Below are 23,623 nucleotides of genomic sequence, written 5' to 3'. Positions count from 1 at the left end.
ATCATCATCACTAAAAACCCGTAGTTTTCTGCTGGCCATTGTGCCCATTTTGGAGGCGTCCAGGAACAGGATCTCGCTGTTGCGCTTGCGGTGGGTGCCGCCTTTTCCGTCGCGGTTCTTGCTCAGGATGAAAAGGCAGGCGGGGATTCCGGTGGTGAGGAACAGTTTATCGGGCAGGCGAACAATGGCATCTATCATAGAATTGTCTACCATATGCTGCCGCACGTTTTTCTCTCCCTTGTTGTTGGAGGTCATCGCGCCGTTTGCCATTACAATCCCGGCAGTCCCCGTGTCGCTTAAATGCTGCCAGAAGGTTTGCATCCACATATAATTGGCACTGCCATCTGTAGTGAATTCTTCTTTGGGACCAAACAACCTGGGATCGCCATCGGGCAGATCTTCCGGATGCCAGTTGCTCACATTAAATGGCGGATTAGCAATAATATAGTCGGCTTTAAGGTCTGTAAATTTGTCATCCAGTAAGGAATTTCCCAGTTTAATATCAAAAGAAAGGTCCCGCAGCATCAGGTTCATAAGGCACAGCCGCAAGGTTTGTGCGGTCATTTCCTGTCCGTAGATCGCGATGTCTTTTTTGTTTCCGCCGTGTTCTTTGATGAACTTCAAACTCTGCACAAACATTCCGCCGCTTCCGCAGGCCGGATCAAAGATTCGGCCTTTGTAAGGCTCCAATAGTTCCACCAGCAGCCTTACAATACTTCCGGGCGTGAAGAACTGCCCCGCACCCGAACCTTCCGCCATTGCAAAGCGACCGATGTAATATTCATAGATACGGCCCAGGATATCGCTTTCGGGATTTTCCTTTTCAGAAAATTTAGGATGGGAGAGGAGGTTGATAATTCCGCCGGTTTGTTTGGATGATAATTCACTCCGCACAAAGATCCGCGGCAAAATATTCACCAGCTGAGGGTTATAGCCCGTTAAAAGTTCCTGGATCACATCAAAGGCATCATCTATTTTCACCTTGATATCATCCTGCTCGGTATTATCTTTTAAATACTGCCAGGAAGCGGTTTCAGGAATTTTAAAAGTATTCCGGGAACGGTATTCATCCCGGTCTTCCAGGACGTAATTGATCTCCTCCTTATCTGTAGTGTAATAATCAGATTTGGGATCATTAAGCTGCTCCTTCAGTTCCTCGCGCACCACCTCATAGCGTTCGCTAAGGTGCTTTACGAAAACAAGGGGAAGGATGTAGTTTTTATAGTTATTCTCAGATACCGCGCCGCGTAATTCGTTCGCCGCATCCCAGAGTTCTTTTTCAAAATCAATGTCTGCTTTTGCCATGTAAATCAATGGTGGGTTGTGGTTGTAAAAAAGGATCAAGGTAGGGTAAGATCCTGAGTGGGAAAGTTAGTTAATTTTTTAACATGTAGGAAATCTTTAATAGCCTTTTGTAGGAGCAAAAAATTTCCCTTTTAAAATAAAAGAAAGAGTAAAGGTATGGTTTCGGGAAACCTTAAGCTTTGAACTAGACCTGGCTATATATTAGGTTCCTGTTTTTTCCTATTTTTAAACGATCTGGATGAACAATAGGCTGTACTTGAGACATGACTATTTTAAGATCGAGCCCCCTTTTTTCTATCAAACTATCCTGACCTGGAAAAGTGCAAGAGTAGAGGTGCGTCTTTTTAATTTCCTGATTGAGTCTAGTGAGCAAACTATAAATAACAGGGAATTTTAACAAATCTATTATCATAAATTACTATTTGATCAAACGAACGTCAATTTCAAAAGGATATGTTTTTCTGATTTTAATTTTGCCGGCATCCGGATGATTCACATTGATTAGATAGTTCATTTCATTCGGATTTACCGCACTGGACACCTCGAGAATTAAATGCTTATTTTGTTCTATCCAATTTTTTCCAAACATTTTTAGCTTATCCGGTGCCGGATATTTATTCCAGTTTTTTGGAAGATCTGTCAGTTTTAATTTCTGAATACTTTCATTTGGAATTTCTAATTCTGCTATATACAAGTCATCCGGCAATAGGTCAAAATCCACATGAACTAATTTTTCCAAAATTGCCAGGGATGAAGTTGCAGCACAATAGATCAAGGGATAACCCTTCGGATTCCATCGACCACCAGTTAACTTAGCTCCGGTACCACTTAAATCCTTGATCCATTTTTTCTTTGTAATTCTATAGACTATCATGAGAATACACCATGCTCTATTCGAAGCAATTCATCCATAACCAGGTCAATACCAATACTGGTTTCAATCAAATCCAGAGGGTTAGAGTTTCCCAGAGATTTATTAGGTCTATTTAACCATGCAAGAAATTTTTCTTTATCATTAAATACATCGATCCCTTTATAAAAAAGACGTGTCAGTTCAATTAGCCGTTCTGAAGAATTAATGTCCATCGGCTTATCTGGTGACTTTCTTTGTAAGGTTCTTTCAGAAACATGAATAAGCCTGGAAACCTGTTTTTGGGTAAGGTTAGAATGTTTAATAAATGAATTCACAGAATTTCTGTGCAACCCATCTTTTAATACTTTTAGATATGCAAAAGAGGAGTTTCCTTTAAATAATGAAAGAGATTCAAGATCGAGCCATTTTGCTACTGTTTCTCTTTCTTTTTTGTGATCAACTGTGAGAACCATAATTACCGCCATTTTACACAAATATACTGACAAATGTCGTAAGTTCCTATTTATACATGTAGTAGAAATCTCAGGTTGTTCATTAAAAGCTCATAAGCAATGGAAGTATAATCTGTATTTTAAAGATAAATAATCCAATTTATTGCCCCATATCTACCATAACCTTACCTGCGCAGGTTCCTGTGCTGTTTTTATAGCGTACGGGAAGTTAAGCGTTAAGTAAAAACAGCATAGGGCGCATCCTGCTTCTGTTTTTTTTCCAGAAAAATTTCAACCTGTTTTTAGGCTCTTTCAGCGCATTTACTGATTCCTCCTCATTTCCACTTAATTATAAAATATAATCTATTCTACTCAAGGTTTCGCCGCAAATTTTAAATTTCTTCTACTTGCTGATAAAACCCGTTTCCGGGTTTGGCAACTTTAAATGTCATCTTCTAATGATTTTCCTTTGGTTTCCGGGTTTGGCAACTTTAAATGTCATCTTCTAATGATTTTCCTTTGGTTTCCGGAAAAAATTTAACTGCAAAAACCAGTTGCAATACCATGGCAAGTGCAAAAAAGCCGAAGGCATAGGTTGTGCCGTTAGACAATCCTGCTACCACTGGAAATAACCAGGTTAAGCTGGCGGCCCAGAACCAATGGGTGAAAGTACCAAAGGACTGTCCTGCCGCACGTACCTTGTTTGGAAAAACCTCTGAAATAAAAACCCAAATTACCGCACCTTGTGAAAAAGCAAAACTGGCGATAAAAAAGAGAATAGGTACTACGAGAAAACTTCCGCCAACATCAGGATTATTCAGTAAATAGGTAGTGACCACTAAACTTAAAATCATCCCTATTGAGCCTATAATCATTAATTTACGGCGCCCCACTTTGTCGATAAACATCATCGCGAGGATAGTAAATAGCATGTTCACAAAACCTACCGAGGCTGCCTGTAAAAACGCACTATCTTTTGCAATACCCGCAGTTTCAAAAATCCTTGGGGCGTAATACATAATCGCATTAATCCCGGAAAATTGGTTAAAAGTAGCCATAAGGAAGACTAGAATGATCGGTTTAAAATATTTCTTTTGGAACAATTTTTCCCGTTCTCCTTTTTGCTGAAAAGAAGCTTTTATAGTCTCAAGCCTTTCCTGTGAATTGTCATCCCCAAGTTGTTTTAAAACAACCAATCCTTCTTCAAAGCGTTTTTGAAGAATGAGCCAACGCGGACTTTTAGGTATTAAAAATATCAAACCGAAGAAAGTAAAAGCGGGAATTGCTTCTACTCCAAGCATCCAGCGCCAGGAGTCACTACCCATATGGGTTTTCAAAAAATAATTTGAAATAAAGGCTAATAAAATTCCAAAGACAATACTGAACTGGAAAAGGCCTACTAATCTTCCCCGGTAAGCTGAAGGTGAAATCTCAGAGATATACATAGGAGCTATGACCGACGATGCTCCAACACCCAGACCTCCTAAAAATCTCCAGAACAGGAAAAGATACCAATTATCTGTATAAGCACATCCTATGGCAGATAATCCGAAGAAAAGCCCAATGATTAAAAGAGATTTTTTCCTTCCCAGGTGCTCTGCAGGTGAGAAGGCAAATAAAGCTCCAATTATGGTTCCCATTAATGCGATGGAGTTTGTAAAACCATGAGCAAAATTATCAAGTTCATAAAATTCTTTCAGACCTTGTTCTGCTCCGGAAATTACTGCTGTATCAAATCCGAACAGTAACCCCCCGAGGCTTGATACTATAGCTCCTACAAGTAATTTCTTTTTTAACTGCATAAATTAAATAAGATAAAAAGATTATTTAGCCTCGGCGGTAGCCATTCCTACCATGCTATCTGCAGTACCATAATACAGGTACCATTTTCCCTCAAAATAGGTGAGTCCCTCTACAAAGGTAGTCCCGTCTTTATATTGGCCGGATTTTTCAAAAGGTAATTCTGGTTTCAGGTACGGTTTGTCGGTACGATCCAATAACTTCCATGGCTCATTAGCATCAAACAATGCCTGACCACTGGTATAAACCCTGTTGCCCAGATCTTCAACTCCAATGTTTTTGGAATTCCCGGCATTATAAAGTACTACAATGCCGTCTTCTGTCAAAACTGGTGGTGGTCCGGCTTCTACCAGCCACGAATCAAAATAACCGGGACGAGGACTTAAGACCGGTGCCAGATTCCCGGCATAATCTTCTACCGGTTGCCAGTCTACAAGATCTGTGGAAGTTGCCAGCCAGATATGTGGCACTCCAAAATACATATAATATTTACCATTTATTTTGGTCGCAACAAGTTTTCCTTCTTTTAATTGGGTGACTATAGCGCCAGATTTGGTATCCATATCATGATATTTTCCATCCTTAAAATCCTGAAAAACGGGTCCGTGTTTGGTCCAGTTCTTTAGATCTTTTGAAGTTGCTAAAGCCAGTCTCGGAGTTTTTCTGTTCCACTGCGTATAGGTTAGAACATAAGTACCGTCTTCACTCTCTATAATCCGCGGATCTTCTGTGCCGCCGGTCCATTCAAATTCTTTCTGGTCATCATTATCCGGGTAAAAAATAGGTTTTTCAGCTCTTTCATAAGTAATCCCGTCTTCTGAAGTCGCCAGACCAATTCTTGAAGTATGTCCTCCTATGGTATCCGTATGACGATCTTGTTCTGCTCTGTACAATACATTTATCTTCCCGTCTTTAACAATAGCGGCAGGATTAAAAGTAGCCATTGATTGCCAAACCACTTCTTCACCGGTCATAGGATCATCAAAAGTGGCTGTGGTATCCCGCTGTATGATAGGTTGTGCATTTTCCGGACGTTCGAAAGGCCCTATCATCCACTGTTTTTCCGTTGTACTTATTTCACTGTTTTCCTTTGTAACCTCTTCCTTTTGAGCGGAGGTATTGCAAGCAGTAGCTACGCACAGAAAACTTACTGCAATATATTTTAATTTAGAACTGATCATTATATGTAAATTATTTATTAGTATCCGGTATTTTGTTCAATTTGTCCTCCAGAACGGTCTATTTCTCCTTGTGGAATAGGGTAGAGGTTGTTGAAATCTTTGTAGTTTTTACCTAGATCAGATAATACTTCTTCAGCTATACCCCATCTTTTTAGATCATTAAACCTTTGCGATTCAAATCCGAGCTCCACCCGTCTTTCATGACGCAAAGCTTGTAAAGCTTCAGCTTGAGACATACCTGTTCCGGCATAATTAGGTAAAGCGTCGGAAGGGGTAGAGCTACCGTCTACCATTTGAGTATTACGGGCACGGGTACGAATTTGATCTACAATTTGTAACCCTTCTTCTACCTCTCCGGTTTGAATGAGGGCTTCCGCCTTCCAAAGCAGCACATCGGCATAACGGATGTATACTTTATTTCCGGGAGAATCTTCGTTTCCTTTATAATTTCCATCGGTAGAACCCAGCAATTTATTAGGTTGTTGCTCGTCTATTTGAACGGTGTATCCCAGTCTTGGATCATTCTCTTCAAATGCGTTTACAAAATCGTCGGTAGGTGCCACAAAGCCCCAGCCCATTAAGGCTGCAAGACCATTTCCTCTAGCTGGATTAACTCCGGAAACATGATTATAAGAGAAAATTACTTCGTTTTCCTGATATTCTTTACTTACATCGAATGGATCGAAATAATGATCATCCAGAGAATAGAAGTTATGAGCTTGCAGTTCATTTACCTTGTTTATAACTTCACTCCAGTTTTCCTGAAACAAAGCAACTTTCGCCTGCATTGCAAGGGCCGCTCCAAGAGAAACCCTCCATGGTTCTGAACTGCTGGAATATTTTTGTGCTGGTAGCAAAGTAACTGCTTCCTGAAGATCTTTATTAATTTGAGTCCATACCTCTTCTGCACTATTACGGTTTGCTACGTCGTAAGCATCTGCAAAATCTTCTAATGGTTCAGTAAGTAGCGGAACACCTCCAAAATTATTAACCAGATCAAAATAATAGAATGCTCTTAAAACGTATACTTCTCCCAATAAGCGATCTTTTGTGGCTGCATCCATTTGTACTGAAGACATTACTTCTTCATTATTAAGGGTGCTTATCGCCTGGTTTGCTCTGGAAATTCCTTCATAGTTATAGCTCCAGATGCCATTAAAGCCGGGGTTCATAGAGGTGAAATTAAAAGCAGCGATTTCATCCATCCAGGCCTGATCACCATCTGGATTCCATTTTTTCTGCATATCTCCGGAAGCGATATCCTGTAGTAAAAAGTCGTTTCTGGTTACCGTCCCATCATCCCAGTTCCATTGTCCAACAATATTAAGTGTACTCGACAATAGTTGATAGGTTGAATTTACCGTGGAGGTAATTGAAGCCGCCGTGGGTTCCGTATTAATCTGGTTCTGGGTGATCAAACCAATAGGATCTTCATCAAGATATGCTTCACAGCTTATAACTGTTATACAGCATACCATTGCTAATAATTTTACAATGTAATTTTTCATAACTGGAATTTTTAAATTTTTAGAAATTTGCGCTAACACCAAATAATACGGTTACAGATTGCGGGTATGTACCAAAATCTATTAAATCGGTTGATTCCGGATCCAATCCGCTATAGTCGGTAAAAGTGAGTAGATTTTGTCCTGAAGCATATAATCTAAAGTTACCTATATTCTCCACATCAAACGTATACCCTAGTTCTACATTTTTCAGTCTTAAATAAGAAGCGTCTTCCACAAAGATATCTGAGACTTTACTACTTCCATTATCTGTAAAGCTTACCCGTGGTATACTATTTGTCGATCCTTCTCCATCCCAGGCGCCTAAAACACGATCGGTATAATTAAATGGTCGGGTATCATAATCTATAATCTTTTTCAGATCATTATATCTATCTACACCTCCAACACCCTGAAAGAGAAAGTTAAAATCAAATGCTTTATAATTCATTGAAACATTTAAACCGTATGATAATTTAGGATTTGGATTTCCAATAAAGTCCCTGTCATTATCATTAATAATTCCATTCCCATCAAGATCTTTAAACTTGATATCTCCCGGTTGTTGTGGTGGATTAGTAGTACCAGATAGGTGTTCGGCAACTTCAGCTTCATTCTGGTAAATCCCTTCCTGAACAAAACCGTAATACGCATTTAGTGGATGTCCTGCCTGAGTTCTGGTAACATTTCCGGTGATATATGGCAGATTTGGATGTAAAGAGTTCACCTCATTTTTTAAGGTAGCGAAATTTCCACTGATCTGAAATTTTAAAAGATTGTCATAGTTCCTGTAAGAAAGGCCAAATTCTAATCCACTATTGCTCACTTCTCCTGAATTTAAAAAGGTGGCCGAAACGTCGCCTACTAATTGGGGAAGAGAAATAGGTAATAAGATATCAGAAGTGGTTTTCTCGAAATAATCAATACTTCCGGAAAGTTTGTTGTTATCAATTCCAAAATCAATCCCTATATTACTTTGTGCGGTAGTTTCCCACTTTAAGTCGGGGTTTCCATAACGACTAATGAGGTAGCGATCTGCATCTCTTCGATATAAGGTCAGATACGCATAATTCGGAATTTCCTGGTTTCCAAGTTCTCCCCAGCTGGCTCTTAATTTTAGCTGACTTAACCAGTCCACATCACTCATAAACTCTTCTTTTGAAATTGCCCATCCCGCAGAAACAGAAGGGAAGTAACCCCAACGATTATCTTCTGAAAATCTGGAAGAGGCATCTGCTCTTAAATTGGCGGTTAGTAAATATTTATCTTCGTAGGAATAGGTTGCAGAACCAAAATAGGAGAATAATGCCCATTCTTCAGCCAGTCCACCATTCCATAAGTCACGGTCTGTTCCACCAAAATCAAGATACCTGAAATTAGGTTCGGTAAAGTCAAAGCGTTGTCTTGAAGCATTGATTCCGGAGGAATTATTTTTTATAAATTCAATACCTGCCAGGGCACTGATTTCGTGGTCTCCAAATGTTTTGTTATAGATAAAACTATTATTCCATGTAAAGGTCATGTCCTGATACCGGGATTCGGCAAGACTGGTGGGACGGTTCTGACGGCCTAAGCCCCTGTCAATTTCTGATCCCTGTCCGTCGTCATCTCCAAAATTAGGATTGAATGCTTTTTGATGTCCAAAGTTGATATCTGCACCGAAATTGGTTTTAAATTTCAGTGAGCTGTCGCTCAGAAGATCGTATTCAGCAAAAAGATTCCCAAAGGTTTTAAAAGTTTCCGTAGTATTATCTGTAAAGTAAGCAAGCGCTATTGGGTTTTGCGAGTACTCATATTTATTGCTTTCAAAATTATCCGGGTCCACATAAAAAGGCAGATCTGTAAAAGGGTCTTCTTCTGAATAAGTAGGGTCTGAAGGATCTTTAAATACGGGAATTATAGGAGGACGCAGAAAAGCATGTCGAATTATTCCCGGAGCATCTCCCCTGGAAGAAATTTGATCTTGCTCCTGATATGATATTTGAACATTGGCCCCAATTTTAAAACGTTCTGTGATATTAGAATTTATATTTGAACGAAGATTTAAACGGGAAAATCTATCATTATCATAGACTACAATTCCATCCTGGCCATAATATCCGGCACTCAAAAAGAAATTTGTTTTTTCGCTACCTCCGGATGTCGAAAGTTGTAAACTATGTGTTTCTCCTAATTCAAATAATTCATCAAGATAATCTACATCTGCAAAATCGGACCTCCCTGAGTCTGCGAGATATGGATTAGTTCCAGCATAGCCTGCATTGTTCCATGCAGTAGTTACCGTGTTAAGATATTGCTCGGCATTGAGCATGTTGGGTAAATTTGCTGCTTTTTGAATACCTCCAAAGTAATCAATTTGAATCCCACTTCGTCCGGTTCCGCTTTTGGTTTCAATAACAATAACACCACCTGCGGCTCTTGAACCGTAGATCGATGCGGCCGCCGCATCTTTTAAAACAGACATTGATTTAATATCTGAAGGATTCAGGAAGGAGATTTCCCTGCTTGGAACTCCGTCAATGATATATAGCGGATTGTTATTACCAATTGTTCCGTTTCCACGTATCCGCACTTCTACATCTTCTCCAGGAGCCCCGGTACTTTGGGTAATAGTAACTCCGGCGACCTGTCCCTGTAAAGCCTGGGTCACACCCGGAACTCTGCGCGATTCCAACTGTTCTACATTTACAGAGGAAACTGCACCGGTGATAGTTGATTCCCTCTGGGATGTATAGCCGACAATAACCAATTCGTCCAGCTGGTCCATGCTTGCCTGCATTATGACATCTATGGAATTTTCACCTTGCAAAGGAATTTCCTGAGTCTCGAAACCTATATATGAGAATAGGAGGGTAGCATTCTCATTTGAAACATTAATTTCATAGTTTCCATTAAAATCGGAAACGCTACCATTGTCAGTGCCTTTTTCAATAACAGAAACTCCGGGTAGGGGGCCCTGATCATCTGAAATGGTTCCTGTAATTGTTTGTGCATAAGCTACACTTCCTGCACAGATTGCCCACAGAAATAAGAGGCCGGAAATGCTATTTTTTGTTTTCATAATAAATTATTGAAAAGATTAGTATAAGAGCTATTGTTATAATTTTCTATAGTCAGGATCCATATCGGGTGTTCTGAGATTTGCAAATTCGTTAGTCATGAGGACGAAGACATTCCAGCTTAAACCGCGTGTAGAAGGCCACCAATCGTCATAAGTTGACCATTTTGTGGGAATGAATTCTTTACTGTACGGCCAGTTGGGGTTAAGATTCATTTCGGCCCACAATCTGTTTTTCATCCTTTTCTCGGCTTTTTCCCAGCCGTGTTTTAACCCAACCACATAAGCAGAGTATTCTGCTCTAAGCCAGCTGCCGCCGTTGTAGTAGAAACCATCCCTGCTATCATCTGCATAATTAATCTTTCCAAATTCACCAAAGGGTTGATAATCAGCATCCATGTAGGAATATCCTTTTGCGTCTTTTGTTAATCGAATACAAATTGGGGCTGTTGTACCCATTTCAGGATAAGGGGCATCTTCCATCCTGTTTAAAACCGGAAATTGGTCAAGGTGGTTTATAATCATCTCATCTGTTAACATGGCATGGTCAAAAACCCACAGTGATAGAAATTCCGGGATAAGATCGGTAAGTGTAATCAGATCGGGATAATCCCGATCAAATAATAAATGTTTCCTTTTGGGATCATAGAACTTCACATACTCGCTTTCTGCTTTTTGTACGTAAGTACTGTCTATTTCAATCCCGAGCGCCTGGATAGTTTTAAGGGCTACTGCAAACATTCCCTGATTTACGGCCATTCGATCTGTTTTAGGATGGTATTCCATTACATCAACCTGGCTCATCGAGAAATGAGATTCACAAATCCCATCCTTATCGGGATCAAATTCGTTAAGAATATAATTAGCAGCCTTTCTTATCTTTTCCACAGGAAGTTCAGCATTAAAGCGTCTCTTATTTAGCAAGGCCCAAACAAGCCATTCAATGGTAGCTTCATTATCTTTTGCTTCTATGGAACCCATATATGGAGTAATGATCGTGCCAATAGCTCCCCTTGAAGTTTGGGTGTTAGCCCATTGATTCCAGATAGATATATTCAGTCTTTTATTGTGCGTGGAAATTACTGACCAAAATGTATCCCTGTTGTACATATCGGGTGAATAATTCAGGTTTGGTACATTAAAAGGTTTCAGGTTATCTATCCCGGTGATCCAGGTCATCATTTGATAGTTTGCGTAAAGCATCTTTTCAATTTCAGTACCTTTAAAACCCATTCCTTCGGCGAGCTTTGTTTGTGTTGCAATTTTATATGCTTTATGATCTTTCCAGGGTTCTGAAAAAATATAGGTCGTCTTCACAATCGTGTCCCCCAGAGGTAGATTATTATAGGCTTGTGTGAAAGGTTCATGTTGGACTAATTGAAGATCCCTGAGGATTAGGGAACCTTTTTTTTTGGATGTTTTACCTAAAAAAAGCATTACGCTATCGTTTTCGATATAAGGCAGTAGAATACTTCCCTTAAATTGGGTAAGACTATCAGAAGTAACCGGGAAATTATCAATATACTTAATACCATGTTCCAATTCCTCCTTTATTTCTCCGTTCTGAATCCTGTAAAGCTTAAGGGCAACCGGAACGTCTCCTTTAGCCCGGAATGAAATAGTATATAACTGTTGATCTTCAAAGGGAGTTATAAGTTGGATTCCGGCTTTACCTGGTTGATCAAAACTAATTTCAATCAAGCTATTATTCCTGCTAACCGAGACTTTTCCTTCTTTTTTATAATTTGCTGAAAGATCTAAGCTAGAAGTGTTTCCCCGGTCCAGATTATAGAATTCACCAAAAGTATATTTTATATAATTGTTACCACTCAGTTGTTCTTTGCGGCTGGCCACGCTTAAAAGATTCGGATCAGGTAAAATGCGCATACCAATCATGCCGCCGCCTCTTCCGCTAAAACGTCTTCTGGTGGTGCGTGTGAATTCGTTTTTATAGCCGGGGTCGGTTAGGAAACCAACTACCTTATTATTATTGGTAATAAAACCTGCAGAAGGATATAACTCGTGAACTAAACCTCCCGGAAAATTTTCATGTTCAAATGTCACATACTGATGGGGAACTTCTGCGGGAATATTTTTTTCTTCCAGCGAATAATAAAGATTAGGCATGGAAGGCTGAAAGAGATGTACTGTTTTGCGGATGAGTTGTGGATCTATAATTTCATAATCTACCCGGATGGAAAGATTAGCATCAAACTCTGGCAGATACATATCTTTTTCCAAATTAAACCCATTAGAGGTTTGGGAATATGATGATGCTTTCCAGGATGTTATTTCATGTTGTACGCTTAAATCCAGGTTGGAAAGATGCATTGAAAATTCTCCGTTGTTTTGAAGCAGTGGTTTTTCAGCATCATAAACAGTAACCCAAAAACCCTGATTTTTATCACCCAATACCTTCAGGTTTAATTCCTGAGCAAAACATGCAGCGGTGCTTGCCAGCAAGCAGAGGCTTAAAGTAGATAATATAGTTTTTAATTTATGCTGCATGAGTAGCTATTTAAATTTCATATGAACTAATACAACGATGTAGTAAAACGTTTTACAGGATTGCTAAAAAATATATGTAGCTAATGTAAACAAATTTTAGTAAAACGTTTTACATATCTTTAATTATTAGAATATTTTTGCAATAATCAAATATGTGAGATAAGATTTACTTAGTCGTAAACCCCTAAATTGCAGGAATCTCTGGTTATGAGCTTTCCGGGTAAAATTTTCTGAAAAGTTTCATTAGGACCATTTTTACCTTTGAGAAGTTGGAGAGTACCTTTTATCAATTCAGTGGCCAGGGCTGGTACGGGTTGGGATAAAACACTTATAGAGGGGGAGTGTAATTCAAATAGGTCTCTATCATCAAAAGTAATAACAGCTAATTCATCAGGTATTTTTTTATTTAATTCTTTTAATCCCTTAAGCCCATTTATCGCTAATCCATTTGTGGCAAAAAGAATACCATCAATATTTTTATGTTGATCGAGTAAATTTTTGAATTGAGTACGTCCTGCTTTGCTTTTTACATCCTTAAAAGGTAAGAGCAAGGAGATAGGTTGAGATTGGTGATTTTTAATAGCATCCTTATAGCCTTCAAGTCGTTCACTCATACAGCTGAAATCCGATGCTAATCCTACATACGCCACATTCAGGCATCCGGAAGCTATTAACTTTTCAGCTGCAGTTTTGGCTCCATTAAAATTATTCAGGATCACATAACTATGATCCGTCGTAGTATATCGTCGGTCAAAAAGCATAACCACTTCATTTTTTTGGGCAATTAGCTCTTGTATTTCCTGTTGGAAGTTTTCAGGGGGAGTAATTATAAATGCATCTACCTGCCTGTCCTGAAATAACGAAATTAGTTCAGATGCCCTCTCCTTATCATTTTCTGTACTACAGTAAATCATCTTATAGCCATTTTTATAAGCAATTTCTTCCATTTCTTTGGCCACCGCAGAAAAAAATGGATCGGAGATATCCTCGGCCATGAAAACAATTGTTTTCGTCTTTCCCGTTCTGAGGGTTTGAGCTGAAGTATTTGGTTTATAGCCAACCTTTTTTATATAATCTTCAACCTTTTTTATCACCTCATCACTGATACGGTTTTTCGCTTTTTTGTTGATAATAAAGGAGATAGTGGTAATAGAAATACCCAACTCTGTTGAAATATCTTTAATAGATACCCGTTGTTTCTTTTTCATTTGAAGTGATAAATATTTAGGATTGCCGGTTTGGCAAGGTATGTAAATCTACAAAAGATTTTCTAAAGTAAAACGTTTTACTATAAAGAACAGTGACTTTTGTTTTTGTATTACTTTCAGTTCTTCTACTGCCTGCTAAAAATTTATATTTCCTGAAATCAGTAATTCTGATCTTACTTCAAGTTTTGCCTTCATCTATAAAATCAATAACCAAATCGATGGATTATTTCCTGTTATACATAAATTAAAGCCCCTGAATCTACCATAACCTGCGCGAGGTTCCTGTGCTGTTTTTTTAGCGTATGGGAAGTTAAGCGTTAAATAAAAACAGCATAGGGCGCATCCTACTTCTGTTTTACAATACCAGTAAATTGCAGCCTGTTTTCAGGGTCTACCAGTGCATTTACTGGAATATCCACTCATTATCCACTAATCTAAAAAATTGCTTTTATTTTTCACTAATTTTTTGCCGTAAATTTCAACGGGTTTACTGAGGGTTTCCGGCCATTTGCCGCAAATTTACTAATTTTTGCTACAGGCCATTTGTCATTACAAACCCTGGTATCCACTCTCTAGCCACTTGCAGTATGCCTCATGGATTTCCGGATATTCTGCGAAATAATCTTTGTATAGCTTATTTTGAGATTCCATGATCATCCGGTAGACTTCAAAACTTTCCTCCCTTTGTGCATTGGCGGAATAACTGGAATATCCTATTAATCCCAAAGCAATTATCCCCAATATTCCGAAAAGGATAAGCAGGTAATTTGGGATCAGCCTGGCATTTGTTAATTTCTTATCAATGCTCTTTAGCATTTCATCCCGTTCTATGCTATGTATTTCCTGCCTTTCCAAAAATGTGGCCAGGTTCTTCTCCAAAGCTTCAGTGCTGATAGGAATACTTAGCTCAAATAATTGCCTGGAAAGCAGTTGAAGCTCCAGGATAGTAGTTTTAAAATCTGCCATTTCATCGGCCATTAGTTCCATTATTTCGTCTAGTTTTTTCATTGCTCAAAATTTTAATATCCATATCCTATACCGGTATCCAGTGCTTTCAATGCTCCCTTTATAAGTTCTTTGGCTATTTTAGTGCTCAGGTTAGAACTTAACTGTACCGTTTTGTTCATTATCAGCAGGCTTTTTGGTACTTCCTTTAACCTGGTAAAACTCCTGTTTTGAGAAATTTGCGCAATGAGTCTATTGCCACCCATATCCCGGTGCACCTCACTTGCTTTAAGATTTACTCCTTTGTATTCCACACGGAACCCCTGTAGTTGATTGGATTTATTGATAGTGGGAATTACATCCACTTTATGAGCTTTCATTTTGCTCATATACTCATCCATCGACTTTGGCCTTGTTTGAAGGACCCGGTCATTTATAATTTTTATTTCCTGTCGAAGGTTTTTTAACTCCTGAAGTCTTTCTTTTTGTATTTCCCGCGCCCTGCTAAACCCTAATTCCTTTGCGACATTATCTGCCGCTATCTGGCTTCTTTTCCCGATAAAGCTGTCATTGTAGGCCTTTCCATCGAACCCAATTCTGTTGGTATAAATATGGATATGGGTATGCGCTTTATCCCGGTGAACAAACCCAATAGACTGATTGTTTTGGAGGTTCATTTCCTTTAAAAATTTCTTAGCGATTTCTTCCAGGTCTTTTTTGTCTAAATCTCTTCCGTCCTCAATCGATGGGCTTACTATAAAGCTTAAGGTGTTGTTGTGGCAGCGTTCATTTTGAGACTGGATAATTTTAAATTCTTCAGTGATCTCGGCGGGAGTATCTCCCGCCAGATGCTCTTTCAATATAATTTCAGCCTCTTTCTCCTGGTTCCAGCCATAGGATATGGATACCTTTGTGCTGGAAATTGAATGTCCTTTCCCAATCATTTTTTAAAGTTTTTCAAATGGTTCCTTATTTCTTCCGCCAGCTTTTCCACGGTTGCAGATAATTTTGGATCTCGTTTTTTAAACATGCTGCTTATCCGGGCAAAGTTATTCTTGTATTGCACCAACATCCGGTAGTACTCCAACTGCTCTGGAGTAATCCGTTCTACAATATTTCTTTCAAAAGCACTGGAACGGAGATATTCTGAAAGGGAAATTCCTGCCCTAACTGCTCTTTTTTTCAGCAGCTTTTTCTCGTAAATCGAGCAACGGATCTGGATGTATTCCCTTTTCATTTTTTTCTTTTAAAGTCTTTGCAACCTCCGGGCGTAAAGCAAGAATGTCATGACAATGACACATCTTGCTTTACCATTTCAACTGAAATTTTCCGATAGGTATTTACTATTTACCAATTCGCTCATTTTTCTTTGACTTGATACACATTTTTTGTTGCTGCTCCTGTGAGTTAGTAAGAAGTTCTTTCCATTCAGGCTGTTGAACTTTATTGTGTATTTCCTTACTTTTTCCAACATCCTTCACTCTGCAATTTTTCATTTAGATCTTTATATGCCCGATACAAATCGCTACAATCCGTAACATTATCAAAAAGGTTTAAAAGTGAAGTGGCTGCTTTTTTTCCTGCCGAATCATTATCCAAATAGATCAGAACCTTGTCATATTTAGGTATGAGCATTTTAATCCTATCCAGAAAAGCCAGGGAATTTAAAATGATATAATCTGAGTTTTGTACTAAGTCTTCATCTATGGTAGCCACGGAAAGAAAATCAAACATCCCTTCTGTAATCAGTAGATTTTTAGCCCCTCTTTCGAAAGAAGAATAGGTTTTTGGGCTACTGGAGGTTTTATAGTATCTATTTCTCAGCTCCCATCCTCCCTTATAATTTTGCAGACCAATAGCAAAAAATCGTTTTCCTTTAAATCCATACCAAACCTGTCTACAGTATTTCCTACCGATCTCAAAAGGTATATTCCGAAAATTTAAATAATCAATTAAAGCGTGTAGCTTAATAATTTGAACGTCTAATACCTGGATTTCAGGTTCTTTAGATAGGTGTGCAACATCCGGCGGGCTGAAAGAAAAAGATCCTATATCGTGTTCTAAAAATTCCAAAACCTCCCTTGCAGACCAGGATTTCATTATCATAATAAGATCTATAGTATTGCCTCCTATTCCTAATCCGAAGTCAAACCATAAGTTTTTAATTAAAGAAACGCTAAAAGAGGCTTGCGTTTCTGACCGTAAGGGACTCAGAAACCAAGCTTCTTTTTCCGATTTTCTGGTGGGGTAGTGCCCTAATTTTGCGAGTATTTTCACGATGCAAATATTACGGGCGCTTCTCCACGATAACTGATTTAATTCCATTTTTTCTATTTTTTAATTACCCATTTACCCCAGCCCTTATGAATGCTGGCTTTTCTTTCTTTTTTAGCTATTTTTTCTATTTACCTAATTACCCGGTGGTAGTTATGGGTAAATAGTTTAATAAATCTATTTACCACACCTTAAGTCCCTGTTCATCGCCTATAAGCCACATTGGGGTAATTAGGTAAATACTTTTTATAAAAGTTCTAAAGGAGAGGACTTAAACCTTTTCTTAATCAGATAACCGTAAATCCGATTTTGAGGGGATTTTATTCTTTCATAGCCCAAAGCCTTTAAAGCCCTTCCCATGTAGTACATGTTTAGGCGGGGATTTATACAGGCTAATTGAACAACCAAATCTGAAGCGGTTCTAAAATCTGCAGGATTGGAACTTTGTGCGTAATATTTGCAAAGCAGCTCTTCTTCCATGGTAGTTTCCCGGTAAGTTTTGTTCCTTTCTTCGTTTTCAGCTATGTCCTTTAAAGTAAGTTCCGGATAGAAGTTTTCATCTATGTAAGCGAGGTAAAAGGCCTGGGACCAAACCTTATTAATATCTATTTCCCTGGAATAGGAAAAGTTAATGGTGCTTTCCAGTTCGAAGCACAACCAGCGTACAGAACCGGTTTCATCATTAAGGAAAGTTGCACGATTTGTAGAGCCGATAAAGCTACAGGTTCTATACAGCGTGGAATTTTTACGATCATAAGGTAACCGCTCATTGATCATCGTTTTGGAGAAATAGGCCTTCAGTGCATTTATTTCTTTTTTTGCCAGAATGGATAACTCATCCAGGTTGATCAGGAAATTTCTTGTTAGCTGAATCCTTGCATCTTTATCGGTGGTCATATCCTCAGCAAAGTATTTCGATAGGGCAGGAGGGCAAAGGAACCTGCACCAGGTTGATTTCCCTGAGTTCTGATGCGGGTGAACAAGAACCAGACATTGTTTATTAAAGTATTCCTTTTCAAGTGCACACCTTACCGCCCGCACCAGCCATTTCTTAAAGTGGTACTGGAATAGAACAGGTTCCTTTAATGGTAGATATGATGCCAATGCCTTAATATGATCCTCTCCGTGCCAATGAGGTAAAGACCGAAAGTATTCCTCGATGGGATTAAATTTTGGAACATAATGAGACCTTAGATAGATCTCAAGTTTGGCGGGATTGACCTAGATATTAGACTGATCCAGTTCAATTAGAAAAGAGTTGGCATCGAGTATTTCCCATTTGTTTTCATCCTTAAATGAAATCTGAAATTCATGGCCTAACTCATCGTACCGAAGATCATATTTCTCTGATGCATATTCACAAATAAAGTCATAAACAGTTTTCTTTTTCTGTTCCTTAACTCCATACATTTTCTCGTCGTTGCCGGACATAACAAAAAGTTTAGATTAGAAGAATCTTTTCTTGTTCCTGAAGGTGTAGTTTAATGCTTCAGTTTTTAGTTCACCAGCTGATTTTTTTGAATTGGAAAGAAGCCACTGATCCAGCTTTTCCCGGGAGAAGTAGATCATTTTACCCCTGGGTTTGGAAAAAGGAATTTCTCCTTTAGCTGTTAACTTGTAGAGGTAGCTCCGGGAGATCCCGGTATATTCACTTGCTTCCTCCAAAGACATGACCGTTTTACTAGCCCGTAACAGCTTCTCAATACGATCCAGTTGTTCCAGAATTTTAATTGTGTCCATAATTAAATTGTTTAAGGTTGATACTGAAAAAAGCGCTTTGGCTTTTCGGTTCATGGAGCTAAACTAGGAAGGGAAATAATGAAGAATGTATGCTTTAGATACATGGTATGTAAAATCCTACTTATAGTATTCACATAAGCAGATTTCCCGTTTGGAATACCTAAGAGTGGGCTTTTATAAAAGAATAAAATTTTCAGCATTTATAATCGCGGAGAGTCAATGTGCAGTAATAATAGAAGGTCATTGTCTGGCAGCAGGTTTTATTTTAAGTTGCAGGTACTACTCTTCCGTAGAAATTTAAGACTAAAAATGTCTCCTCAAAATACCTGCGCTTATGTCAAGCTAGTTTTTCACCTGGAATATTTTCATCTTTTAAAGTAAAATATGAGGTGGAAAGGGATACTGTATCTTTTTATTTTATAAATTAATGTTTGTTATCTGAATGTCTGAAAACCAGTGAAAAAGGGAACTGTGAAAGCTTATGCTTACGTCGCTTTGTCCACAAAGAAATATTTAAAAAACATATATTTTGAAGAAATATAAGATCATACTTCTTGTCCTTCTGATCATGCTGCCAATGAGAAAGATAAACGCACAGGAAAAGCTAGATCCACAGATTTATAACGGAAACCTCATAGAATATTTGACTGTGGTAAATATATGGGTTGAAGGGCATATGCTCCTTAACTATTGCAAATGCTCCCGAAATGAAGATTTCATAATTGCTTACCAGGAAGTTAGAGCTTCTTACAATGCCTTTCTAAACTCGTATATCCACAACCTCATGCTAGCCAAATCCCGGCAGGGACTTAACACTTTTAAACAGATAAATAGTTCAGAATTTGTCAAGGCTGATTCCAGTTTAAGGGATGCTTACGTTGCTTTAATAGCTTTAAGTAAAACAAAAGCGGGTGATTGCGAAATTCAACCCTTTCTTCCAACGGTAGTGACTATAGCAGAATTAACTCAAATTGCAACATCAGTTTTAGACATTATACGCGATACGAATAGGAGAAATGAAGAAAAAAAAGTTGCCGTAATCCAGAGTCTGGAAAATTTTAAGATTCCTTCGAGTCAGGCTTACGACTGTATTAATTAGAAAAGAAGAGGTTTATGAAAAAGATAAAGGAATGCTCTTGTGGAAACCACAATCCCTTCCATTGTATTGTTCCACCTTATATGCTCGAAGCAATGGCAACATCATCCAATGAGGTTGTAAGGATGAGGGCTATCAAGAACATGGAAACTGCAGCAGAAATTAGAACGGAACGCCGTCTAATCTGGCCTGAAACAGTGGCTTCTATCTTAACTAATAAGGAAGGAAAATACCGGGAGGTATATGATATGCAAAATAAACCAAATCGGCGCGACCTTATGCCGGGGAAATTGGAGAGGTGGGAAGGAGAAGAGCCTGTGAATGATCCTGCTGTGAATGAAGCATATGATTATTCAGGTCACACTTACGATTTTTTTTATGAGATTTTCAACCGGGATTCCCTTGACGATAATGGACTAACCCTTATTTCTTCGGTACATTTAGATGTGAATTACAATAACGCCTTTTGGAACGGAAGCCAAATGGCTTACGGTGATGGAGATGGGATTATTTTCCACCGTTTTACAAAAGGCCTGGATGTTATTGGGCATGAACTTACCCACGGAATAATTTCCTATACATCAAGACTTGTTTACAGGGATGAAGCCGGGGCTATAAATGAACATTTAGCGGATGTATTTGGATCTCTGGTGAAACAATGGATACTAAAACAGGATGCAAAATGTGCAGACTGGCTTATCGGAAATGACATTATAATTCCCGCACCTACCAGGAGAGGTATTCGTGATATGAAAAATCCTGGAACTGCTTACATAAATGATCCGGACCTTAATGGAACTGATCCCCAGCCTGACCACATTTCAAATAAATACACCGGAATGCAGGATAATGGCGGGGTACATATAAATTCAGGAATTCCAAATAAAGCATTTTGTGAAACGGCTATAGCAATAGGTGGATATTCCTGGGAAAAGGCGGGGAGGATATGGTACGAAGCTATGCTCCAACTCACACCAGAAAGCAATTTTGAAAGGCTGGTAAAGCTGACAAAAGATATTAGCGTAAAATTATATGGACCCGGCAGTGATGAATTTAAAGCTGTAGTACACGGATGGGAAACAGTAGGTTTAAATGATGTGAATTATGATTACTATTCTTTATGAAGAATGGAAAGAATTGCAAAGATAAGTTACATTAGATTTAATAAAGTTTTAAAGTGGCATGAAGATCAACTGTATAAAAAGTGGTGGTTTTTTAGGTCTCCAGCGAAGCTGTGAGATAGAAACAAATGATTTAGACGAGTCTGAAAAAAAGGCATTTGAAGAAGTTAAAAAAGAGAGCCGCAGGGATGAAAATGTGAGGGACACCTTTATTTATTATTTTAAATTCCAGGAAAACAATTTAGAAAAAGAAATAGTAGTAGAAGAAACCTGTTTAGAAGAAGAAATGATGCCTTTTATAAGAAAAGTGGATCACAAATTGAATTAAATTTTTTTTGGAAATCGAAATGAGCAGGCTTTATTATGAAGATCAGGAAATAACCCGGTTTAGGGTGGAGCAAGGAAAGCAAAGCAAAACAGGCAGCTATCTGGAAAAAGTTTCAACCCTGGTCCCAGCTGAAATTATTGCCGGCTATTTAGCCATGGTTGGCTTTTTAGATAAAGAAGAAGGAAGTCTTCTGGTAGAAAAACAAGGCTTTTTAATCGGGATCTTTTTTCTTTGTTTCATTCTAACTCCGATTTATTTCTATTTTCAGGCCGAAAAGAACAAGCCTAAGATCATACATCTTATTTTATCATCTCTTGCCTTTGTAATCTGGGCGTACGTGACCAGCGGAGAAAAATTTAGCAGCTTAATTTATGATGCCGATATTGCCTCTATCATTCTTATTGCCTTTAGCCTGATTAGCGGACTGGTGCCTCTCCGAAGATAATTCCTCTAGGTATACCTCATTATAGAATACCAAATTTCATCCCAGGTATTTATACGTAATTACATATAGATCTTCATGAATTATAGATTTGTATGCTATTACATATAAAAAAGCTATATTTACATAATTATACTTATTTGCATATAATGAAAAATCTCTCTCAATTTTTGAAGGAAAAGAGGAAAGAAAACAATCTTACTCAGGAAGAATTTGCTGAACGTGCAGGAGTGGCACTGACAGTAGTGCGGAAAATTGAACAAGGCAAAGAGAATTTGAATCTGGAAAAAGTCAATCAGGTTCTCAGGATGTTTGGCCATGTTTTGGCTCCTGTAAATGAGAAAGATCTTTAATCATGCGACGAGCCAAAATATATTATCAGGATCAAGTAGCAGGTATTTTGACTGAAACCAATGATGGGGAATATACATTTCAGTATAACAGCTCCTATATTAAAGAATACCCTGACCAGTTTATCACTTTTACAATGCCTGTAAAAAAGGAATTATACATTGACAACAGATTATTTCCTTTTTTTGAAGGCCTTATTCCTGAAGGATGGTTACTGGACATAGCTTCCAAAAACTGGAAAATAAATAGGAACGACCGAATGGGACTTGTATTAGCCTGTTGTAAGAACTGTATAGGTGCAGTAAGTGTTCATCAAATTTCTGAAGGAAATGAAGATTAAGTGCCTTTACTGTTATCAGGAATTAAAAAGCTCTGACCCGAAGGATTTCCACAATAGATGTAGTCTGGCCTTTTTCGGTACAGAAGATCCACCACATCTTAATTATTCTGTGGAGCAAATGGCAGAATTGGCAAAAAATGTAGTGGAAAGAAGAATCGCAGTACCGGGAGTACAACCGAAACTTTCCTTATCCCTTGTAAATAATTCTCTTGCAGAAGAAAAGGGGCGGCTAACTGTAGTGGGTGCTTTGGGAGGTAACTATATTTTAAAACCACCCTCTGAAAACTTTCCTGAAATGCCACAGAATGAACATGTGACGATGAGAATTGCAGAAGCTTTCGGAATAAGAACGGTTTCGTCCAGTTTAATCAGGCTGCAAAGTGGTGACCTATCATATATTACCAGGAGAGTTGATCGCACTGAATCCAATGAAAAGATACACATGCTGGATATGTTCCAGATACTGGAAGCTTTTGATAAATACAAAGGATCCATGGAAAGGGTAGGGAAGGCCATAGGTGCCTATTCTGATAATACCTTACTTGATAAGCTTTATTTTTTAGAATTAGCCGTTTTCAGCTTCCTTACTGGAAATAATGATATGCACCTGAAGAATTTTTCATTGATCAAAAGAAAAGAACTTTGGGTTTTATCACCTGCTTATGATTTGCTAAACGTGTCTATTGTTAATCCGGATGACGATGAGGAACTGGCTCTGACCCTTGAAGGCAAAAAGAAAAAATTAAAGAAAGAACATTTCAATCGGCTGGGGGAGAATCTACAGCTGAACAAAAAGCAGATAAACAGCGTGTTTAAAAGATTTACCAGAAATAAAAAGCTTGCAATTGACTGGATCAGGAACTCCTTTTTATCGCAGGAATATCAAGAAAAATATATAAGATTGTTGGAACAGCGCTATTCCATACTTAAAGAAAATTAGGATTCTCTTTCCAAACACAAATTTAGGGTGCCAAAAAATGGAAAGCTTAGAAGATAATTCCCGAATTATAGAGGCTGAATATAAAGGGTTGATTATAATTGAAGCAGTTACTCTTTCTGAAAGACCTTCTTCAATTCTAAATGTTTCTTTGAAAAGTTGCTTCTAATAGGAGCATT

23 protein-coding genes are annotated in these 23,623 nt (G+C 38.3%); 7 read left to right on the top strand and 16 right to left on the bottom strand.

The genetic code is table 11. The features are described 5' to 3' along the window. From RM545_RS16660 to RM545_RS16585, 16 genes are all read right to left on the bottom strand, one after another. Window positions 1-1,305 (bottom strand): type I restriction-modification system subunit M (locus tag RM545_RS16660; protein ID WP_311496418.1); only part of this gene is annotated, 1,305 nt, incomplete at its 3' end. Between the two features lie 418 nt (window positions 1,306-1,723). Further along, window positions 1,724-2,179, bottom strand: coding sequence for an RES family NAD+ phosphorylase (locus RM545_RS16655; protein WP_311496417.1), 456 nt, complete (start codon window positions 2,177-2,179; stop codon window positions 1,724-1,726). Next, window positions 2,176-2,631 carry an Xre family toxin-antitoxin system antitoxin gene (locus tag RM545_RS16650; protein WP_311496416.1) on the bottom strand — a complete coding sequence of 152 codons (456 nt, stop codon included), beginning with the start codon at window positions 2,629-2,631 and terminating at the stop codon, window positions 2,176-2,178. The genes RM545_RS16655 and RM545_RS16650 overlap by 4 nt, the downstream gene beginning before the upstream one ends. A 470-nt stretch (window positions 2,632-3,101) precedes the next feature. Beyond that, complete coding sequence (locus tag RM545_RS16645; protein ID WP_311496415.1) at window positions 3,102-4,412, bottom strand: sugar porter family MFS transporter; 1,311 nt, start codon at window positions 4,410-4,412, stop codon at window positions 3,102-3,104. Window positions 4,413-4,433: 21 nt separating this feature from the next. Further along, the gene (locus RM545_RS16640) at window positions 4,434-5,591 is read right to left on the bottom strand and encodes a glycoside hydrolase family 130 protein (RefSeq protein ID WP_311496414.1); all 1,158 of its coding nucleotides are present in this window, start codon (window positions 5,589-5,591) and stop codon (window positions 4,434-4,436) included. A 17-nt stretch (window positions 5,592-5,608) separates the two neighbouring features. Next, window positions 5,609-7,099, bottom strand: a complete 1,491-nt coding sequence (locus RM545_RS16635) for a RagB/SusD family nutrient uptake outer membrane protein (RefSeq protein ID WP_311496413.1) — start codon at window positions 7,097-7,099, stop codon at window positions 5,609-5,611. Window positions 7,100-7,118: 19 nt separating this feature from the next. Next, window positions 7,119-10,157 carry a SusC/RagA family TonB-linked outer membrane protein gene (locus RM545_RS16630; protein ID WP_311496412.1) on the bottom strand — a complete coding sequence of 1,013 codons (3,039 nt, stop codon included), beginning with the start codon at window positions 10,155-10,157 and terminating at the stop codon, window positions 7,119-7,121. Window positions 10,158-10,193: 36 nt separating this feature from the next. Continuing rightward, a complete protein-coding gene (locus tag RM545_RS16625) occupies window positions 10,194-12,662 on the bottom strand; it encodes a hypothetical protein (RefSeq protein WP_311496411.1) in 2,469 nt (822 codons plus the stop codon). Window positions 12,663-12,832: 170 nt separating this feature from the next. Continuing rightward, entirely contained in the window at window positions 12,833-13,870 is a 1,038-nt protein-coding gene (locus RM545_RS16620) for a LacI family DNA-binding transcriptional regulator (protein ID WP_311496410.1), read from the bottom strand. 549 nt (window positions 13,871-14,419) lie between these two features. Then, a complete protein-coding gene (locus tag RM545_RS16615) occupies window positions 14,420-14,878 on the bottom strand; it encodes a DUF6730 family protein (protein WP_311496409.1) in 459 nt (152 codons plus the stop codon). Between the two features lie 11 nt (window positions 14,879-14,889). Further along, window positions 14,890-15,759 (bottom strand): relaxase/mobilization nuclease domain-containing protein, encoded by an 870-nt coding sequence (locus RM545_RS16610; RefSeq protein ID WP_311496408.1) that lies wholly within the window; start codon window positions 15,757-15,759, stop codon window positions 14,890-14,892. After that, window positions 15,756-16,052, bottom strand: a complete 297-nt coding sequence (mbpA, locus tag RM545_RS16605) for a mobilization protein MbpA (RefSeq protein WP_311496407.1) — start codon at window positions 16,050-16,052, stop codon at window positions 15,756-15,758. The genes RM545_RS16610 and mbpA overlap by 4 nt, the downstream gene beginning before the upstream one ends. 221 nt (window positions 16,053-16,273) lie before the next feature. Then, on the bottom strand, window positions 16,274-17,140 hold the full coding sequence (locus tag RM545_RS16600; RefSeq protein ID WP_311496406.1) for a DUF8464 domain-containing protein: 867 nt from the start codon (window positions 17,138-17,140) through the stop codon (window positions 16,274-16,276). A gap of 195 nt (window positions 17,141-17,335) precedes the next feature. Further along, on the bottom strand, window positions 17,336-18,250 hold the full coding sequence (locus RM545_RS16595; protein ID WP_311496419.1) for a VapE domain-containing protein: 915 nt from the start codon (window positions 18,248-18,250) through the stop codon (window positions 17,336-17,338). Between the two features lie 60 nt (window positions 18,251-18,310). After that, a complete protein-coding gene (locus RM545_RS16590) occupies window positions 18,311-18,520 on the bottom strand; it encodes a hypothetical protein (protein ID WP_311496405.1) in 210 nt (69 codons plus the stop codon). A gap of 15 nt (window positions 18,521-18,535) precedes the next feature. Continuing rightward, entirely contained in the window at window positions 18,536-18,829 is a 294-nt protein-coding gene (locus RM545_RS16585; protein ID WP_311496404.1) for a helix-turn-helix domain-containing protein, read from the bottom strand. A gap of 529 nt (window positions 18,830-19,358) precedes the next feature. On the opposite strand from RM545_RS16585, the gene RM545_RS16580 reads away from it, so the two are divergent. The 7 genes from RM545_RS16580 (at window position 19,359) to RM545_RS16550 (ending at window position 23,447) form a co-directional block, all read left to right on the top strand. Further along, entirely contained in the window at window positions 19,359-19,928 is a 570-nt protein-coding gene (locus RM545_RS16580) for a hypothetical protein (protein ID WP_311496403.1), read from the top strand. 14 nt (window positions 19,929-19,942) lie between these two features. Then, the gene (locus RM545_RS16575) at window positions 19,943-21,049 is read left to right on the top strand and encodes a M4 family metallopeptidase (RefSeq protein WP_311496402.1); all 1,107 of its coding nucleotides are present in this window, start codon (window positions 19,943-19,945) and stop codon (window positions 21,047-21,049) included. 58 nt (window positions 21,050-21,107) lie between these two features. Beyond that, window positions 21,108-21,374, top strand: a complete 267-nt coding sequence (locus RM545_RS16570) for a protealysin inhibitor emfourin (protein ID WP_311496401.1) — start codon at window positions 21,108-21,110, stop codon at window positions 21,372-21,374. A gap of 19 nt (window positions 21,375-21,393) precedes the next feature. Beyond that, entirely contained in the window at window positions 21,394-21,819 is a 426-nt protein-coding gene (locus tag RM545_RS16565; RefSeq protein ID WP_311496400.1) for a hypothetical protein, read from the top strand. Between the two features lie 146 nt (window positions 21,820-21,965). Then, complete coding sequence (locus RM545_RS16560; RefSeq protein WP_311496399.1) at window positions 21,966-22,169, top strand: type II toxin-antitoxin system Y4mF family antitoxin; 204 nt, start codon at window positions 21,966-21,968, stop codon at window positions 22,167-22,169. 2 nt (window positions 22,170-22,171) lie between these two features. Beyond that, window positions 22,172-22,507 carry a HipA N-terminal domain-containing protein gene (locus tag RM545_RS16555; RefSeq protein ID WP_311496398.1) on the top strand — a complete coding sequence of 112 codons (336 nt, stop codon included), beginning with the start codon at window positions 22,172-22,174 and terminating at the stop codon, window positions 22,505-22,507. Further along, on the top strand, window positions 22,497-23,447 hold the full coding sequence (locus RM545_RS16550; protein ID WP_311496397.1) for a HipA domain-containing protein: 951 nt from the start codon (window positions 22,497-22,499) through the stop codon (window positions 23,445-23,447). The genes RM545_RS16555 and RM545_RS16550 overlap by 11 nt, the downstream gene beginning before the upstream one ends. Window positions 23,448-23,623: the final 176 nt, after the last annotated feature.

The organism is Autumnicola lenta (assembly GCF_031846515.1).
In the GTDB taxonomy this organism is placed as follows: Bacteria; Bacteroidota; Bacteroidia; order Flavobacteriales; family Flavobacteriaceae; genus Autumnicola; species Autumnicola lenta.
This window is presented reverse-complemented; position numbering and strand designations above follow the sequence as displayed.